Below are 15,166 nucleotides of genomic sequence, written 5' to 3'. Positions count from 1 at the left end.
AACTTCTGGCGTTGATTTTTGGCACGCTGTTGAGTTCTCAAGGAACGGACGCTTCCTTTGTACTCACCCTCTCGGGCTTTCCTCCGGGCTTCGTTCTGTTCTTGCGTTTCCGACTCTATCAGAGTCAGTCCCGCTCGCTTTCCAGGTCCTTCGCTTTCGCGTTTTCCCTTTCCGGCTGTTCCAACCGTACCAGATCATTTCCGCGCCGTTTCCGGACTGGATTTGAATTCGGTGGCCGTTGGAGGGCCTGTGCCTTTCGGCGCTCCGCTACGTTAGCGCTTTCCCCTTCCGGCTCATAATCGGGCCGGCGGGCAGGGAATTCGGGCATGCCGAATAAGACCCCGCCAGGGGTAAGTCGTAGGTAGTGGGTTGGCCGCTCCGGGGGTCTGCGAAGGCAGTGCCCCGTTCAAGCGGCTCGGACTACGTTAGGCGTCCGTCACGGGTGAGTCAAGTTGCGCGCCGGCGTGGTGCGTGGGGGCGGTAGGGGCTCACCGTCGGGTCGCCGGTGATCCAGTAGCGGTACGGGTGGTCGGCTCCGGCGCCGCCCACTCCCGTGCGGGGGCCGTTGCTCACCAGGTCGGCAGGGGTGGGGGTGCCCGTCAGGAGGGACAGGGGGGAGGTGGGGCCGGCGCAGAGGTCCGTGCCGTCGAGGGAGCGGTCCACGTCCAGGGCCGTGGCCAGGCGGGCCGGACCCTTGGCCAGTTCGCGGGGGTTTCTGGCTGAAAGTCGGCGTTTGGCGGCCAGCTCGGCACCCGCGGTCACCTCCCCCGCGCGCAGCAGTACGCCGCTCGCGTGGTCCGGTGGGCCGCAGACCAGGTTGAGGCTGAACCACATGCCGTAGATGAAGTAGACGTACGCGTGTCCGGGCGGGCCGAACATCGACGCGTTGCGCGCGGTGCGGCCACGGTAGGCGTGGGAGCCGGGGTCGGCCGCGCCCTCGTACGCCTCCACCTCCGTGATGCGCAGCTCCAGCGGGCCCTCCGGGGTGCGGCGGACCAGGGTGCGGCCCAGCAGGTCGGGGGCCACGGTGAGGACCGGGCGGTCGAAGAAGGACCGGGACAGGGGCGTACGGTCGGGGCGCGCGCTCATTCGGCCGAGCGTAGTGGAACGGGCGCCCGGGCAACCGGGCCCTAAGGTTCCGCGTTGGTAGGGGGTGGTCGCGGCGCAGTCGCCGCCGTGGCCGCCAGATCCTTAGATCCGTATCAGGGGAGATAGAGCATGGGGTTCAGGAAGCTGTTCGCGAGCCTGGGTGCCGGTGGGGCCTCGGTGGACACGATCATCACCGAGCCGAACGTCGTGCCGGGCGGGATCGTCCAGGGCGAGGTCCGGATCCAGGGCGGGTCCGTGGAGCAGCAGATCGAGGGGCTCTCCGTGGGTCTGCAGGCGCGGGTGGAGGTGGAGGGCGGCGAGAACGAGTACAAGCAGGACATCGTCTTCACCAAGCAGCGTCTCGGCGGTGCCTTCCAGGTGCAGGCCGGCGCGCTGCACGTGGTGCCGTTCGGGCTGGAGATCCCGGCGGAGACGCCGATCACCCACTTCGGGGGTCAGCACCTGCACGGCATGAACATCGGGGTGAGCACCGAGCTGGAGATCGCGCGCGCGGTGGACGCGGGTGACCTGGACCCGATCAACGTGCACCCGGTGCCGGCCCAGCAGGCGATCCTGGACGCGTTCCGGCAGCTGGGCTTCTCCTTCCGCAGTGCGGACATGGAGCGCGGGCACATCCGCGGGACGCGCCAGACGCTGCCGTTCTACCAGGAGATCGAGTTCCTCCCGCCGTCGCAGTACCGGGGGCTGAACCAGGTGGAGCTGACCTTCGTCTCGGACGGCCGGGAGATGGACGTCGTCCTGGAGATGGACAAGAAGCCGGGTCTGTTCAGCGAGGGCAGTGACACCTACCGGTGCTTCCAGGTGGGTCTGCAGTCGTACGGGGGAACGGACTGGGCCGCGTACCTGAACCAGTGGATCGCCTCGGTCGGTTCGCAGCGCAACTGGTTCTAGGCTCGGGCGGTACGGGTTCGCGATCAGGAGGTACAGCAGTGGCCGAGCAGAGCAGGGCGCCCCTTCCGCACGCCTTCCACCCGGAGGTGGAGGCCTTCACGGTGAGCAGTGCGGATCTCGCTCCCGGTGGGGAGCTGGGCGAGGCCCAGGTCATGTCGGGCGGGAACCTCTCGCCGCAGCTGCGCTGGGAGGGGTTCCCCGAGGGGACGAAGAGCTTCGCGGTGACGTGCTTCGATCCGGACGCGCCGACGGGCAGCGGGTTCTGGCACTGGGTGCTCTTCGATCTGCCGGTGTCGGTGACCGAGCTGCCGGCCGGTGCGGGCAGCGGGAAGTTCGAGGGGCTGCCGGCCGGGGCGGTGCACGTGCGCAACGACTACGGCACCCAGGACTTCGGCGGGGCGGCTCCGCCGGCCGGGGAGCGGCACCGGTACGTGTTCACGGTGTACGCGGTGGACGAGGAGAAGCTGGGGCCCGGTGCGGACGCGTCTCCCGCGGTCGTCGGGTTCAATCTGCGCTTCCACACGCTCGGGCGCGCGCAGCTGATCGGTGAGTACGAGGCACCGGCAGCCTGATCGTTCTCCGGGCGTTTGCCCGGTCCTGGTCTAAAGACGGCCAGGACCGGGCATTTTTATTGCGTTGTCCCGCGTGGCGCGCGCGGCCAGAGTGGTTGCGGGCCCTGCTGCCGGTGTGGTCGCGGGCCTGCACACGGGAGGTGGGCGAGATGCGGGACACGCTGGTGCTGAACGCGAGCTTCGAGCCGCTGTCGACGGTGACGCTGAACCGGGCCGTGGTCCTGGTGCTCCAGGACAAGGCCGTGGTCGAGCAGTCGCATCCCGAGCTGCGTGTCCGTGCGGCCACCATGGAGTTGCCGTTGCCGCGGGTGATCAGGCTGTGCAGGTACGTACGGGTGCCCTTCCGAAGACATGCTCCGTGGTCGCGGAGGGGGGTGTTGGTCCGCGACCAGCACCGGTGCGCGTACTGCGGGAAGCGCGCGACGACCGTGGACCACGTGCTGCCGCGGGCGCAGGGGGGTGGGGACACCTGGTTGAACACGGTGGCTTCCTGCGCCGAGGACAACCACCGCAAGGCGGCGCGGACTCCGGAGGAGGCGGGGATGCCGCTGCTGCGCAAGCCCTTCGTGCCGTCCCCGGCGGACGCGATGCTCCTGGCCCTGGGGGTGGGCGGGCAGGAGGGGTTGCCCGAGTGGCTGGGGCGTACCGCCTGAGGGGCCGGTCCGCTGGGCGGCGTACGGGGGGTACGTCGCTCAGCGGAGGAGCAGCTGGACGATCGCGAGGATTCCGACCGTCACGATGACGGCGCGCAGGGCGGTCGGCGGGAGCCGTCGGCCGACCTTGGCGCCGATCTGGCCGCCGATGGTGGAGCCGACGGCGATGAGGACGACGGCCGTCCAGTCGAATTCGGCGACGAAGAGGAAGAAGACGGCCGCGATGCCGTTGACGAGGGCGGCGACCACGTTCTTGACGGCGTTGATCCGTTGCAGGTCCTCGTGGAGGAACAGACCCATGAGCCCGAGGTAGAGCACTCCTTGCGCGGCGCCGAAGTAGCCCCCGTAGGCGCTGGAGAGCAGCATGCCGGTGAGCAGGGCCGGTCCGCCGTCCCCGTGGCCGCCGTCGCTGCCGGCGGCTTCCTGGCGGCGGCGCAGGGCGGCGGCGAGGCGCGGCTGGAGGACGACGAGCACGAGGGCCAGGCCGATGAGGACGGGCACGATGGTGTCGAAGGAGTCCGAGGGCAGGGTGAGGAGCAGGATCGCGCCCGCGAGGCCGCCGACGAGGGAGACCGCGCCGAGGCGCAGGACGCGGCGGCCCTGGCCGCGGAGCTCCTTGCGGTAGCCGAAGGCGCCGCTGAGGGAACCGGGCACCAGGCCGAGGGTGTTGGAGACGTTGGCGGTGACCGGGGGAAGTCCGGTGGCGAGCAGGACCGGGAAGGTGATCAGGGTGCCGGAGCCGACGATGGTGTTGATCGTGCCGGCGCCGATTCCGGCGACCAGGACCGCGAGTGCTTCCCAGAGGGACATGGACATGGACATGGACGGAGCCATCCCCTTTGCGTGAGTGAGTCGCCTCCCCGCCGTGAAGGTCGAGGGGCCTCACCGATCATGCATCAGGGAGGGCGGCGTCAGTCGATGGGGGGCTGTTCGCGGCGGTCGGCGCCCTTGTCGGCGTCGGCGCCGCCCTTGCCGCCGCCCTGCGGGTTGAAGCCGCTGGAACCGCCGCCCATGGGGCCGAAGTTGCCCATGGCGCCCGAGAGGCCCTTGAGCGCGTCTCCGATCTCGCTGGGCACGATCCAGAGCTTGTTGGCATCGCCCTCGGCGATCTTCGGGAGCATCTGGAGGTACTGGTAGGCGAGGAGCTTCTGGTCGGCGTCGCCGGCGTGGATGGACTCGAAGACCGTACGGATGGCCTGGGCCTCGCCCTCGGCGCGCAGGGCCGCGGCCTTGGCGTCACCTTCGGCGCGCAGGATCGAGGACTGCTTCTCACCTTCGGCGCGCAGGATCTCGGACTGGCGGACACCTTCGGCCTGGAGGATGGCGGCGCGCTTGTCGCGGTCGGCGCGCATCTGCTTCTCCATCGAGTCCTGGATGGAGGTCGGCGGCTCGATGGCCTTGAGCTCGACGCGGTTGACGCGGATGCCCCACTTGCCGGTGGCCTCGTCGAGGACCCCGCGCAGGGCGGCGTTGATCTCCTCGCGGGAGGTGAGGGTCCGTTCCAGGTCCATGCCGCCGATGATGTTGCGCAGTGTGGTGACGGTGAGCTGCTCGATGGCCTGGATGTAGCTGGCGACCTCGTACGTGGCGGCGCGGGCGTCGGTCACCTGGTAGTAGATGACGGTGTCGATGTTGACGACCAGGTTGTCCTGGGTGATGACCGGCTGCGGCGGGAAGGGGACGACCTGCTCGCGGAGGTCGATCCGGTTGCGGATCGAGTCGATGAACGGAACGACGATGTTGAGGCCCGCGTTGAGGGTGCGGGTGTAGCGGCCGAACCGCTCGACGATGGCGGCGCTGGCCTGCGGGATCACCTGGATCGTCTTGACCAGGGCGATGAAGACCAGAACCACCAGGATGATCAGGACGATGATGATCGGTTGCATGCGGTTCCCCGTGCCCTTCCGGCTGTCTGTGCTGCCCCGTTCAGCGGAGTCTCGCAGACCCCGGGGCCGCGAGTCCGCTGCTTGTCACATGACGACCGCGGTCGCTCCGTCGATGTCGACGACGTCGACGGACTGGCCGGGTTCGAAACTGCCGTCGGCGTCGAGGGTGCGGGCGGACCAGACCTCGCCGGCCAGCTTGATCCGGCCGCCGCTGCCGTCGACGCGTTCGAGGACGACGGCGGATCTGCCCTTCAGCGCCTCGATGCCGCTGCGGTGTTGGGGCCGCTGGTCCCGGTGACGGTTGGCGATCGGCCGGACGACGGCGATCAGCGCGACCGACACCACGACGAAGACCAGGACCTGGGCCACCGCTCCCCCGCCGAGGGCGGCCGTGACGGCCGCCGCGACGGCGCCGACGGCGAACATGCCGAACTCCGGCATCGCGGTCAGGACGAGGGGGATGCCCAGTCCGACCGCGCCGATGAGCCACCACACCCACGCGTCGATGTTCACATGGTCATGGTAGGTCGGGTGGGCGCGGTCGGGACAGGGCGCGAACGGTACGGCCCGGCGGGGCCGGGCTAGTGCCGCGTCAGGCAACGTTTGCCCGTCGAGGAGCGGTGTCCGGTGCGTGCTCTCGTCGTGCCGGCCGGAAGCGCTCGTACTGGACGTACTTGGCTTTCGGCCGGTGCGGCGAGAGGGCGTGCCGGACACCGCGACGGGGCGAACGTCGCCTGCCGCGGCACTAGCGCAGGGGCAGCCCCTGGGCGGTCCAGCGGTCGTGCTCGTTGCGCTCGACGACGAGCGGGAGGCCGAAGCAGAGGGAGAGGTTGCGGGACGTCAGTTCCAGGTCGATGGGACCGGCGGTGACGACCTTGCCCTGGCGGATCATCAGGACGTGCGTGAAGCCGGGGGCGATCTCCTCGACGTGGTGCGTGACCATGATCATCGAGGGGGCCATGGGGTCACGGGCGAGGCGGCCGAGGCGGCGTACGAGGTCCTCGCGGCCGCCGAGGTCCAGGCCGGCGGCGGGCTCGTCGAGGAGGAGCAGCTCGGGGTCGGTCATCAGGGCGCGGGCGATCAGGGTGCGCTTGCGCTCGCCCTCGGAGAGGGTCCCGAACTTGCGGTCGAGGTAGTCGCTCATGCCGAGGCGGTCGAGGAAGGCGCGGGCGCGCTGCTCGTCGATGTCCTCGTAGCGCTCCTGCCAGGTCGCGGTCATTCCGTAGGCGGCGGTGAGCACGGTCTGCAGGACGGTCTGCCGCTTCGGGAGCTTGTCGGCCAGCGCGATGCCGGCGACGCCGATGCGCGGGCGCAGCTCGAAGACGTCGGTGCCGGGCTTGCCGAGGGTGCTGCCGAGGATGGTGGCGGAGCCCTTGGTGGGGAAGAGGTAGCTGGAGGCGAGGTTCAGCAGCGTGGTCTTGCCGGCGCCGTTGGGGCCGAGGATCACCCAGCGCTCCCCCTCCTTCACCGACCAGGAGACCTGGTCCACCAGAGCCCGGCCCTCGCGGACCACGGATACGTCCACCAGCTCCAGAACATCGCTCATGAGCGTGTTGTCACCCCTTGCAGTCACGGTTCTCTGTGCGCCGGCAGGCGCAGCCCCAGGGGAAAACCTACGCCACTCGCGGAGGGCTCCGGGCGCCAGGCCGGGTCCGGGGCCGGATCCGTAAAGTAGGGGGATGCTTTTCGAACCACGTTCAGGGCGGCTGGCCGCCTGGGGGAACGCGCTGCTGGCCGGTCTCGTCTCGCCCGACGAGGCCGCGCTGTCGATCGTGGGCGAGGACGCCGTGCACCGGGTGGCGGGGCTGCCGGGGGAAGCGGGGCCGGTGGGGCTCACGCTGGCTCTGGGGCGGCTGCGGGCGCTGGGGGTGGCCGGCCTGCGGGTGGCGCTGCCCACGCCGGGGCATCCGCTGGGGCTGAGCGGGCCGCCGGAGTTCAACGCGCGGGCGCTGGAGGCCGAGGAGGCCGTGGTCTGCGCGGGCGCCGCGCTGGGGCTGGTGCCGGAGGTGACGGAGGCGGGCCCGGCGGGTGACGTCCACGTCTCGGTGGTGTGGCACTGCCTGCCGGTGCGGGAGGCCCCGCCGGCGGACGTGCCCTCGCTCGGCGAGGCGGAGCGGGAGCTGGCGGAGGCGCTGCGGGAGGCGACGGTGGCGCTGACCCGACTGGACGTGGCGGGGTCGGGTCCGGTCGCGGAGGCGGCCCTGTCGGCGTACCGGGCGCGGGCGGAGGCGGGCCGGGAGGTGCTGGCGCCGGGGTATCCGCCGCGGGCGGTGCGGGTGCTGGCGCTGGCGCAGCGGGTGGACCTGCTGGTGTCCCTGGCGTACGAGAACGGGCACGGGGGCGCGGTGGCCGCCTCGGAGATGGCGGCGCGGGCGGAGGCGCTGCGGCCGGTGGAGCGGGTGGCGCGGCGGGCGCTGGTCGCGGCGTACAACGCGGCGGTGGAGCAGCTGTAGCTCCCGGCGGCCTGGGGGGGCCGGGCGCGGCGGAGCCCCGCTTCCTGGGGAGAGGGGGAAGCGGGGCTCGGGGGGTGTCAGGCGTTGACGCCGTTGTTGCCGAAGGCGCCGTTGAGCAGGCCGATCACGTTGACGGTGTTGCCGACCACGTTGACGGGGACGTGCACGGGGACCTGGAGCAGGTTCCCGGAGGCCACGCCGGGCGAGTTCTGGGCCTCGCCCTCCGCGGACGCACCGCCGTGCGCCGAGGAGACACCGGCGCCGGCGGCGATGAGGCCGCCCGCGATCATGGTGGCGGCTGCGGCCTTCTTGAAGTTCTTCACGTTCTCGTCCTCCAGTACGTCTGCCGCGACCAGCCGTCGCGGCACGTGCTGGAGAACGGCTCCCCGGCCCGCCGGGATACGCCATGTGGGCTACATACACCCGACCGTATGAATCTCCGTTCAGCGGATTGTCCCTCCGGTGCGTCCCCTTCAGTCCACGAGTCCGTGCCTGACCGCCCACAACGCGGCCTGGGTGCGGTCGGAGAGGTCGAGCTTCATCAGGATGTTCGACACGTGCGTCTTGACGGTCTTCTCGGAGAGGACGAGCGCGCGGGCGATCTCCCGGTTGGAGCGGCCGTCCGCGATCAGGCCGAGGACCTCGCGCTCGCGGTCGGTCAGCGCGCCCGGCCGGCCGGCCGGGGGCTGGTCGTCCTGCGCGGCGAGCAGGGCTTCGGCGACCTCCGGCTGGAGCAGGACGTGCCCGGCGTGTACGGAGCGGATGGCGCCGGCGAGGGCGTCCGGGTCGATGTCCTTGTGTACGTACCCGGCCGCGCCGGCCCGCAGGGCGGGGACCACGGTGCGCTGCTCGGTGAAGCTGGTGACGACGAGGACCCGGGCCGGGTTGCCCAGCTCCCGCAGCCGGCGCAGGGCCTCGATGCCGTCGGTGCCGGGCATCTTGACGTCCATGAGGATCACGTCGGGCAGCAGTTCACCGGCGCGGGCGAGGCCCTCCTCGCCGTCGGCGGCCTCGCCGACCACCTCGATGTCCTCCTGTACTTCCAGGAAGGTGCGCAGGCCGCGCCGGACCACCTGGTGGTCGTCGACCAGCAGGACGCGGATGCGGCGCGGGCCGGGGGTGTCAGCCACCGGGGACCTCCATCTCGATCGTGGTGCCCTCGCCGGGCCCGGAGCGGACCTCCAGCCGGCCTCCGGCCCCGCTCGCGCGGTCCCGCATGGAGACCAGTCCGAGGTGTCGGCCCGCCGTGCGGACGGTGGAGGGGGAGAAGCCGCGGCCGCCGTCGCGCACGCGCAGGACGGCTCCGCCGCCGGGGGTCCGGGTGAGGGTGACCTCGACCCGGTCGGCGCCGGAGTGGCGCAGGGCGTTGTGGAGGGCCTCCTGGGCGACGCGCAGGACCGCTTCCTCCTGGGCCGCGGGCAGGGCCCGTACGCCGTCACAGGTGAAGGTGACGGTGGCGGTGTGGGCGCGGTCCAGGACGCGGACGTGGTTGCGCAGGGTGGCGACGAGGCCGTCCTCGTCCAGCGCGGCGGGCCGCAGCTCGGTCACGGCGGCGCGCAGCTCGTCGGCGGCCTCGGCGGCCAGGAGGGCGACCTGCTGGAGCTCGTCCTTGGCGCGGCCCGGGTCGCGGTCGACGAGGGTGGCGGCGGCCTGGGCGGTCAGGCGCAGGGAGAACAGCTTCTGGCTGACGGCGTCGTGCAGCTCGTGGGCGAGCCGGGAGCGCTCCTCGGCGATGGTCAGCTCGCGGCTGCGCTCGTAGAGGCGGGCGTTGGTGAGGGCGATGGCGGCGTGCTGGGCGAGGAGGGAGAGGAGTTCCTCGTCCTCGTCGGTGAAGCCCCGGCCGCCGTCGGTCCGGGCGGCGGCGCGCTTGTTCGCGAGGAAGAGGGCGCCGAGGGTCTCCTCTCCGTCCCGGATGGGCAGGCCGAGGAAGTCGGACATGTCGGGGTGGGCGGCGGGCCAGCCCCCGAAGCGGGGGTCGCGGCGTACGTCGGCCAGCCGCTCGGGGGCGTCCTCGTGGAGCATCGCGGCGAGGATGCCGTGCTGGCGGGGCAGCGGGCCGATGCGGCGCCACTGCTCCTCGCTGATGCCGTCGACGACGAACTGGGCGAAGCCGCCGTGGTCGTCGGGGACGCCGAGGGCCGCGTACTCGGCGTCGAGCAGTTCGCGGGCCGAGGCGACGATGGTGCGCAGGACGTCGTGGACCTCCAGGCGCCGGCTCATGGCGAGCAGCGCGCTGCTGACGGCCGCCAGTCCCGTACGGGGTCCGTTGTGCATGGGGTCACCGTACCGGCGGCCCTGACCTGCGGGATCGGGCTTCGGTCGTAGGTCCGAGGCCGGATGCGGCCGGTCCGGGGGCGGGGGCCGGCGGGGCGGTCTCTGCCCTGGGGAGGAGGCTCGGGGGCTCTCGTCTCCTCCTTGAGGCGGAGATCGGTCACGCGATGCATTGCGGCCGCAACCGTGGGTGAGACCGTTACCCGGCCGATGTGAGCCCCGGCATAGGACGCACATCACTTACGAAGCTGCCTAGTGGACACATAAAGAGCCTGTCAGTGCTGGCGCACCTAGCGCCCGCAGCAGCGGAGGGGCCGTGGCCGGGGGACCTGATCCACTAAGCGGGATCGTACGTCACACCTTTGCCAGGGGTTTTTGCCACCGCTAAGAATGTCGACGTCGCACAGCGCCCCGCGGATCTCGGATCCACGCGGCGCTGTCGTGCGGCCACCGCCCCCAGATCCCACGGGGGTGCCCCCGTCGAAGAGGTTGCCCCGCCATGTCTGCTTCCCGCACTCCCGGTCACAGTCGTCTGACGAAGGCACACAAGCTGTCCATCGCCGGTGTCGCCACGCTCGGTGCCGCCGCCGTCGCCTTCTCCCTGGTTCCCGCCGGCTCCGCCGACGGCGCTCCCCAGGCCCGGCCGGAGACGGTCGTGAACGTGGCCCCCGTGGCATGGACCCAGTCGGTGAAGCAGCACCTCAACGCACAGACGGCCGTCGCCGACCAGAAGGCCAAGGACGCCGCGAAGGCGCTGGCCGAGGCGCAGGCGAAGAAGGACCGCGAGCAGAAGGCGGCGGCCAGCCGGTCCGCCGTCCGCACCCCGGTCTTCGCGAACAACCTGGACGGCTGGATCAAGGAAGCCCTCTTCATCATGAAGAAGGAGGGCATCCCGGGCACGTACGCCGGCATCCACAAGAACATCATGCGCGAGTCGAGCGGCAACCCCCGCGCGATCAACAACTGGGACATCAACGCCCAGAACGGCATTCCGTCGAAGGGCCTGCTCCAGGTCATCCAGCCGACGTTCGCCACCTACCACGTCAAGGGCACCAAGTTCGACCTGTACGACCCGGTAGCGAACATCGTCGCCGCGTGCAACTACGCCGCCGACCGCTACGGCTCCATGGACAACGTCAACAGCGCGTACTGAGCCCCGGCCCGCCGGCCGGCGGCGCCGTGCGAAGACCCCCCATGCGCCTCAGGGCGGCCCCCGGTGATCCGGGTGCCGCCCTGAGGCGTTCTTCGTGCGCGGGGTGCGGCGCTACTTGCGCATGACCTCGGGCTCGTGGCGGCGCAGCAGGCGGGCCACCGCGAAGCCGCAGATCACGCCGAGCAGCAGGAGGACCGAGACGTCCAGGAACCACTGGCCGACGGTGGGGTCCCACAGCGGGTCGGTGTTGGTGGGGTTCTCGGGGTCCCAGGGCGCCATGAGCTTGCCGAGGTTCAGGGTGGTGCCGGCGGCGGCGATCGACCAGCGGGACGGCATCAGGTAGGCGAACTGCTCCAGCCCGATCTTGTCGTACAGCTGGAACAGGATGCCGGTGAAGACGACCTGGATGATCGCGAACATGACGAGCAGCGGCATGGTCTTCTCGGCGGTCTTGACCAGCGAGGAGATCACGAGGCCGAACATCATGGCGGTCAGGCCCAGGGCGCTGACCGAGACGCACAGCTCGACGGCCGGGGGCATGAGCAGGCCCTCGGTGGGCAGCTTGCGCGGGGTGAAGGCGATGGCGCAGATGATCACGCCCTGGATGATCGTGATCACGCCGAGGACGATCACCTTCGACATGAGGTACGCGGACCGGGACAGGCCGGTCGCGCGCTCCCGTTCGTAGATGACGCGTTCCTTGATCAGTTCGCGGACCGAGTTGGCGGCGCCGGAGAAGCACATGCCGACCGCGAGGATCAGCATGATCGTGCCGGCATCGCCGTTGAAGCGGCTCGGCGGGGTCGGCGGGGCCAGGCCGAACTTCGCGGGGATCACGGTGGAGACGACGCCGAGGACCGCGGGCAGCAGCACCATCAGGGCCAGGAAGCCCTTGTCGGAGGCGATCACCGAGACGTAGCGGCGGATCAGCGTCCACAGCTGCGAGCCCCAGCCCTGCGGCTTCGGCGGGTTCATCTGCTGTGGCGAGGGCATCGCGACCGGCTGCGGGGCGACCGCGTCGAGGTCGGCGGCGTAGAGCTGGTAGTGCTGCGAGCCCTTCCAGCGGCCGGCCCAGTCGTAGTCGCGGTAGTTCTCGAAGGCGGAGAACACATCGGCCCAGGTGGTGTAGCCGAAGAAGTTCAGCGCCTCGTCCGGCGGGCCGAAGTAGGCGACGGAACCGCCGGGGGCCATGACCAGCAGCTTGTCGCACAGGGCCAGCTCGGCGACGGAGTGCGTGACGACGAGGACCGTGCGGCCGTCGTCGGCGAGGCCGCGCAGCAGCTGCATGACGTCGCGGTCCATGCCCGGGTCGAGGCCGGAGGTCGGCTCGTCCAGGAAGATCAGCGAGGGCTTGGTGAGCAGCTCCAGGGCCACGGACACGCGCTTGCGCTGACCGCCCGAGAGGGCGGTGATCTTCTTGTCCTTGTGGATGTCGAGCTTGAGCTCGCGCAGCACCTCGTCGACGCGGGCGGCGCGCTCGGCCTCGGCGGTGTCGCCGGGGAAGCGGAGCTTGGCCGCGTACTTGAGAGCCGTGCGGACCCGCAGCTCCTTGTGCAGGATGTCGTCCTGCGGGACCAGGCCGATGCGCTGGCGGAGCTCCGCGAACTGCTTGTACAGGTTGCGGTTGTCGTAGAGGACGTCACCCTGGTCGGCGGGCCGGTAGCCGGTGAGCGCCTTGAGGAGGGTGGACTTGCCCGAGCCGGAGGGGCCGATGACGCCGATCAGCGACTTCTCGGGGACGCCGAAGGTGACGTCCTTGAGGATCTGCTTGCCGCCGTCGACGGTGACGGTGAGGTGGCGGGCCGAGAAGGAGACGTCGCCGGTGTCGACGAACTCTTCGAGGCGGTCGCCGACGATCCGGAAGGTGGAGTGGCCGACGCCGACGATGTCGTTCGGGCCGAGCAGCGCGGTGCCGGACTTGGCGAGCGGCTGGCCGTTGACGTAGGTGCCGTTGTGGCTGCCGAGGTCGTGGATCTCGAAGCGTCCGCCGGTGGAGCGGAACTCCGCGTGGTGGCGGGAGACCTGGAGGTCCGAGACGACGAGCTCGTTCTCCAGGGCACGGCCGATGCGCATGACGCGGCCGACGGCGATCTGGTGGAACGTCGTCGGGCTGCGGTCACCGCCGTGGGCGGGGGCGGCGGGCTGCGCCTGCCCGGGGTGCTGCTGCTGCGGCGGCACGTACGGCTGGTGCTGCGCCTGCTGGTGCTGTTGCGGCTGCTGTTCCCAGGCGGGCTGCTGCGGCTGCTGCTGGACCGGGGCCTGGTAGGCCGGGGCCTGCTGCGCGTGGGCCTGCTGCTGCGCGTGGGCCTGCGCCGGCGCCTGCTGGGCGGCCGGGGCCTGGTAGGCCGGCTGCTGGGCGGCGGCACCGCTCGGATTCAGCCGCGGACCGTCGGTCGCGTTGCCCAGGTGGACCGGCGTGCCGGGCACGAGTTCGGTCTGCTGGACCCGCCCCCCGTGCACGTACGTGCCGTTGGTGCTGCCGTGGTCCTCGATGACCCAACCGCGCCCGTTCCAGCTGATCGTGGCGTGCCGCCACGACACCCGGGCGTCATCGATCACCATGTCACCCTGGGGGTCGCGCCCCAGCGAGTACGACCTGGACGGATCGAGCGTCCAGGTCCTTCCATTCAATTCCAGTACGAGTTCCGGCACTCCAGCCCCACTTAAGTCCCCCGAGAATCCCCCTGTTGCCAGGGAGTCTAGGGATGGCGAACATCCGGGGGAACTATTTCAGGCCTGCGGCCACATGTGGAATCGGGGCCTTGCGCGGGCCCGCGCCGCTGCCCTTCGCCGGGGTCGAAAGCCACCCGGAGAGTGCGATAGGGGACTTCTCGGCGGGCCGCCCCGCTGCGTACCGGCTGGTAGGGAAAGGGAAGCGGCTGGGACGGGAGATACGGGTGGGGTGCGTCTGAAGGGTGGGACGGGGGTCCTGGACGAGGGGCCGGGAAGATACGGTGAGGGAACCATGAGCGCTTCGCAGACCTCCGACGTCCCCACCCTCCTCGTCAAGATCTTCGGCAAGGACCGTCCCGGGATCACCGCCGGGCTGTTCGACACCCTCGCCGCCTACTCCGTCGATGTCGTCGACATCGAGCAGGTCGTCACCCGCGGCCGCATCGTCCTGTGCGCCCTCGTCACCAAGCCCGCCTCCGGCATCGAGGGTGAGCTGCGGGCCACCGTCCACAGCTGGGCCGAGTCGCTCAAGCTGCAGGCGGAGATCCTCTCCGGTACCGGTGACAACCGGCCGCGCGGCAGTGGCCGTTCCCATGTGACCGTGCTCGGGAACCCGCTCACCGCCGAGTCCACGGCCACCATCGCCGCCCGGATCACCGGAAGCGGCGGCAACATCGACCGCATCTTCCGGCTCGCGAAGTACCCGGTGACCGCCGTCGAGTTCGCCGTCTCCGGCGTCGCGACGGAGCCCCTGCGCACCGCCCTCGCCACCACCGCCGCGCAGATCGGCGTCGACGTGGCCGTGGTGTCGGCGGGGCTGCACCGCCGGGCGCAGCGCCTGGTCGTGATGGACGTGGACTCGACCCTGATCCAGGACGAGGTCATCGAGCTGTTCGCGGCCCACGCCGGCTGCGAGGCCGAGGTCGCCGAGGTGACCGAGCGGGCCATGCGCGGCGAGCTGGACTTCGAGCAGTCCCTGCACGCCCGGGTGGCGCTGCTGGCGGGGCTGGACGCGTCGGTGGTGGACAAGGTCCGCGCCGAGGTGCGGCTGACCCCGGGCGCCCGGACCCTGATCCGGACGCTGAAGACGCTCGGCTACCAGGTGGGCGTGGTCTCGGGCGGCTTCACGCAGGTGACGGACGACCTGCGCGAGCGGCTGGGGCTGGACTTCGCCTCGGCGAACACCCTGGAGATCGTCGACGGGAAGCTGACCGGCAAGGTCACCGGCGAGATCGTGGACCGGGCCGGCAAGGCCCGGCTGCTGCGCCGCTTCGCCGCCGAGGCGGGGGTGCCGCTGGCGCAGACGGTGGCGATCGGTGACGGCGCCAACGACCTGGACATGCTGAACGCGGCCGGGCTGGGCGTGGCCTTCAACGCCAAGCCGGTGGTCCGGGAGGCCGCGCACACCGCGGTGAACGTGCCGTTCCTGGACGCGGTGCTGTACCTGCTCGGCATCACCCGCGAGGAAGTGGAAGCGGCTGATCTGGCCTGAGGGCCGGACCGG

At 71.0% G+C, this 15,166-nt stretch carries 15 protein-coding genes; 6 read left to right on the top strand and 9 right to left on the bottom strand.

Annotation, left to right across the window (positions count from 1 at the left end):
* Positions 1-447 precede the first annotated feature (447 nt).
* Complete coding sequence (locus ACFYYT_RS35905) at positions 448-1,089, bottom strand: DNA-3-methyladenine glycosylase (protein WP_351816157.1); 642 nt, start codon at positions 1,087-1,089, stop codon at positions 448-450.
* 129 nt (positions 1,090-1,218) lie between these two features.
* Between ACFYYT_RS35905 and ACFYYT_RS35900 the strand changes: the two genes are divergently transcribed.
* The 3 genes from ACFYYT_RS35900 to ACFYYT_RS35890 all read left to right on the top strand — a co-directional run bounded on the left by ACFYYT_RS35900 (position 1,219) and on the right by ACFYYT_RS35890 (position 3,226).
* Positions 1,219-2,001, top strand: coding sequence for a sporulation protein (locus tag ACFYYT_RS35900; protein ID WP_351816160.1), 783 nt, complete (start codon positions 1,219-1,221; stop codon positions 1,999-2,001).
* 38 nt (positions 2,002-2,039) lie between these two features.
* Complete coding sequence (locus tag ACFYYT_RS35895) at positions 2,040-2,573, top strand: YbhB/YbcL family Raf kinase inhibitor-like protein (protein ID WP_351816163.1); 534 nt, start codon at positions 2,040-2,042, stop codon at positions 2,571-2,573.
* Positions 2,574-2,722: 149 nt separating this feature from the next.
* The gene (locus tag ACFYYT_RS35890; protein ID WP_351816166.1) at positions 2,723-3,226 is read left to right on the top strand and encodes an HNH endonuclease; all 504 of its coding nucleotides are present in this window, start codon (positions 2,723-2,725) and stop codon (positions 3,224-3,226) included.
* Positions 3,227-3,265: 39 nt separating this feature from the next.
* Here the strand turns inward: ACFYYT_RS35890 and ACFYYT_RS35885 are convergent, their stop codons facing one another.
* The 4 genes from ACFYYT_RS35885 to ACFYYT_RS35870 form a co-directional block, all read right to left on the bottom strand.
* Positions 3,266-4,036, bottom strand: coding sequence for a sulfite exporter TauE/SafE family protein (locus tag ACFYYT_RS35885; RefSeq protein WP_351816473.1), 771 nt, complete (start codon positions 4,034-4,036; stop codon positions 3,266-3,268).
* A 101-nt stretch (positions 4,037-4,137) separates the two neighbouring features.
* Positions 4,138-5,112 carry an SPFH domain-containing protein gene (locus tag ACFYYT_RS35880; protein ID WP_351816169.1) on the bottom strand — a complete coding sequence of 325 codons (975 nt, stop codon included), beginning with the start codon at positions 5,110-5,112 and terminating at the stop codon, positions 4,138-4,140.
* Positions 5,113-5,196: 84 nt separating this feature from the next.
* Positions 5,197-5,625: an NfeD family protein gene (locus ACFYYT_RS35875; RefSeq protein ID WP_351816172.1), complete on the bottom strand. Its 429-nt coding sequence runs from the start codon at positions 5,623-5,625 to the stop codon at positions 5,197-5,199.
* 232 nt (positions 5,626-5,857) lie between these two features.
* Complete coding sequence (locus tag ACFYYT_RS35870; RefSeq protein ID WP_351816175.1) at positions 5,858-6,658, bottom strand: ABC transporter ATP-binding protein; 801 nt, start codon at positions 6,656-6,658, stop codon at positions 5,858-5,860.
* A gap of 133 nt (positions 6,659-6,791) precedes the next feature.
* On the opposite strand from ACFYYT_RS35870, the gene ACFYYT_RS35865 reads away from it, so the two are divergent.
* On the top strand, positions 6,792-7,565 hold the full coding sequence (locus ACFYYT_RS35865; protein ID WP_351816178.1) for a hypothetical protein: 774 nt from the start codon (positions 6,792-6,794) through the stop codon (positions 7,563-7,565).
* Between the two features lie 77 nt (positions 7,566-7,642).
* On the opposite strand, the gene ACFYYT_RS35860 is transcribed toward ACFYYT_RS35865, so the two are convergent.
* The 3 genes from ACFYYT_RS35860 to ACFYYT_RS35850 all read right to left on the bottom strand — a co-directional run bounded on the left by ACFYYT_RS35860 (position 7,643) and on the right by ACFYYT_RS35850 (position 9,839).
* On the bottom strand, positions 7,643-7,888 hold the full coding sequence (locus ACFYYT_RS35860; RefSeq protein WP_351816475.1) for a chaplin: 246 nt from the start codon (positions 7,886-7,888) through the stop codon (positions 7,643-7,645).
* Between the two features lie 150 nt (positions 7,889-8,038).
* Entirely contained in the window at positions 8,039-8,695 is a 657-nt protein-coding gene (locus tag ACFYYT_RS35855; protein ID WP_351816181.1) for a response regulator transcription factor, read from the bottom strand.
* Complete coding sequence (locus ACFYYT_RS35850) at positions 8,688-9,839, bottom strand: GAF domain-containing sensor histidine kinase (RefSeq protein ID WP_351816183.1); 1,152 nt, start codon at positions 9,837-9,839, stop codon at positions 8,688-8,690. Before ACFYYT_RS35850 ends, ACFYYT_RS35855 begins: the two co-directional genes overlap by 8 nt.
* 496 nt (positions 9,840-10,335) lie before the next feature.
* Between ACFYYT_RS35850 and ACFYYT_RS35845 the strand changes: the two genes are divergently transcribed.
* Positions 10,336-10,989: a transglycosylase SLT domain-containing protein gene (locus ACFYYT_RS35845; RefSeq protein ID WP_351816186.1), complete on the top strand. Its 654-nt coding sequence runs from the start codon at positions 10,336-10,338 to the stop codon at positions 10,987-10,989.
* 111 nt (positions 10,990-11,100) lie between these two features.
* On the opposite strand, the gene ACFYYT_RS35840 is transcribed toward ACFYYT_RS35845, so the two are convergent.
* Positions 11,101-13,641: an FHA domain-containing protein gene (locus ACFYYT_RS35840; RefSeq protein ID WP_351816187.1), complete on the bottom strand. Its 2,541-nt coding sequence runs from the start codon at positions 13,639-13,641 to the stop codon at positions 11,101-11,103.
* Positions 13,642-13,954: 313 nt separating this feature from the next.
* Between ACFYYT_RS35840 and serB the strand changes: the two genes are divergently transcribed.
* Positions 13,955-15,154 (top strand): phosphoserine phosphatase SerB, encoded by a 1,200-nt coding sequence (gene serB, locus ACFYYT_RS35835; RefSeq protein ID WP_351816190.1) that lies wholly within the window; start codon positions 13,955-13,957, stop codon positions 15,152-15,154.
* The last annotated feature ends 12 nt before the right edge of the window (positions 15,155-15,166 follow it).

The sequence above is a fragment of the Streptomyces sp. NPDC002032 genome (assembly GCF_042890765.1).
In the GTDB taxonomy this organism is placed as follows: Bacteria; Actinomycetota; Actinomycetes; order Streptomycetales; family Streptomycetaceae; genus Streptomyces.
The sequence above is the reverse complement of the archived record's forward strand: the minus strand, read 5'-3'. Positions and strand labels throughout refer to the sequence as shown.

Coding starts and splice junctions, on each gene's coding strand:
- ACFYYT_RS35870 (WP_351816175.1), bottom strand. CDS start 6,658: ATGAGCGATGTTCTGGAGCTGGTGGACGTATCCGTGGTCCGCGAGGGC.
- ACFYYT_RS35865 (WP_351816178.1), top strand. CDS start 6,792: ATGCTTTTCGAACCACGTTCAGGGCGGCTGGCCGCCTGGGGGAACGCG.
- ACFYYT_RS35850 (WP_351816183.1), bottom strand. CDS start 9,839: ATGCACAACGGACCCCGTACGGGACTGGCGGCCGTCAGCAGCGCGCTG.
- serB (WP_351816190.1), top strand. CDS start 13,955: ATGAGCGCTTCGCAGACCTCCGACGTCCCCACCCTCCTCGTCAAGATC.
- ACFYYT_RS35880 (WP_351816169.1), bottom strand. CDS start 5,112: ATGCAACCGATCATCATCGTCCTGATCATCCTGGTGGTTCTGGTCTTC.
- ACFYYT_RS35905 (WP_351816157.1), bottom strand. CDS start 1,089: ATGAGCGCGCGCCCCGACCGTACGCCCCTGTCCCGGTCCTTCTTCGAC.
- ACFYYT_RS35885 (WP_351816473.1), bottom strand. CDS start 4,036: ATGTCCCTCTGGGAAGCACTCGCGGTCCTGGTCGCCGGAATCGGCGCC.
- ACFYYT_RS35900 (WP_351816160.1), top strand. CDS start 1,219: ATGGGGTTCAGGAAGCTGTTCGCGAGCCTGGGTGCCGGTGGGGCCTCG.
- ACFYYT_RS35890 (WP_351816166.1), top strand. CDS start 2,723: ATGCGGGACACGCTGGTGCTGAACGCGAGCTTCGAGCCGCTGTCGACG.
- ACFYYT_RS35845 (WP_351816186.1), top strand. CDS start 10,336: ATGTCTGCTTCCCGCACTCCCGGTCACAGTCGTCTGACGAAGGCACAC.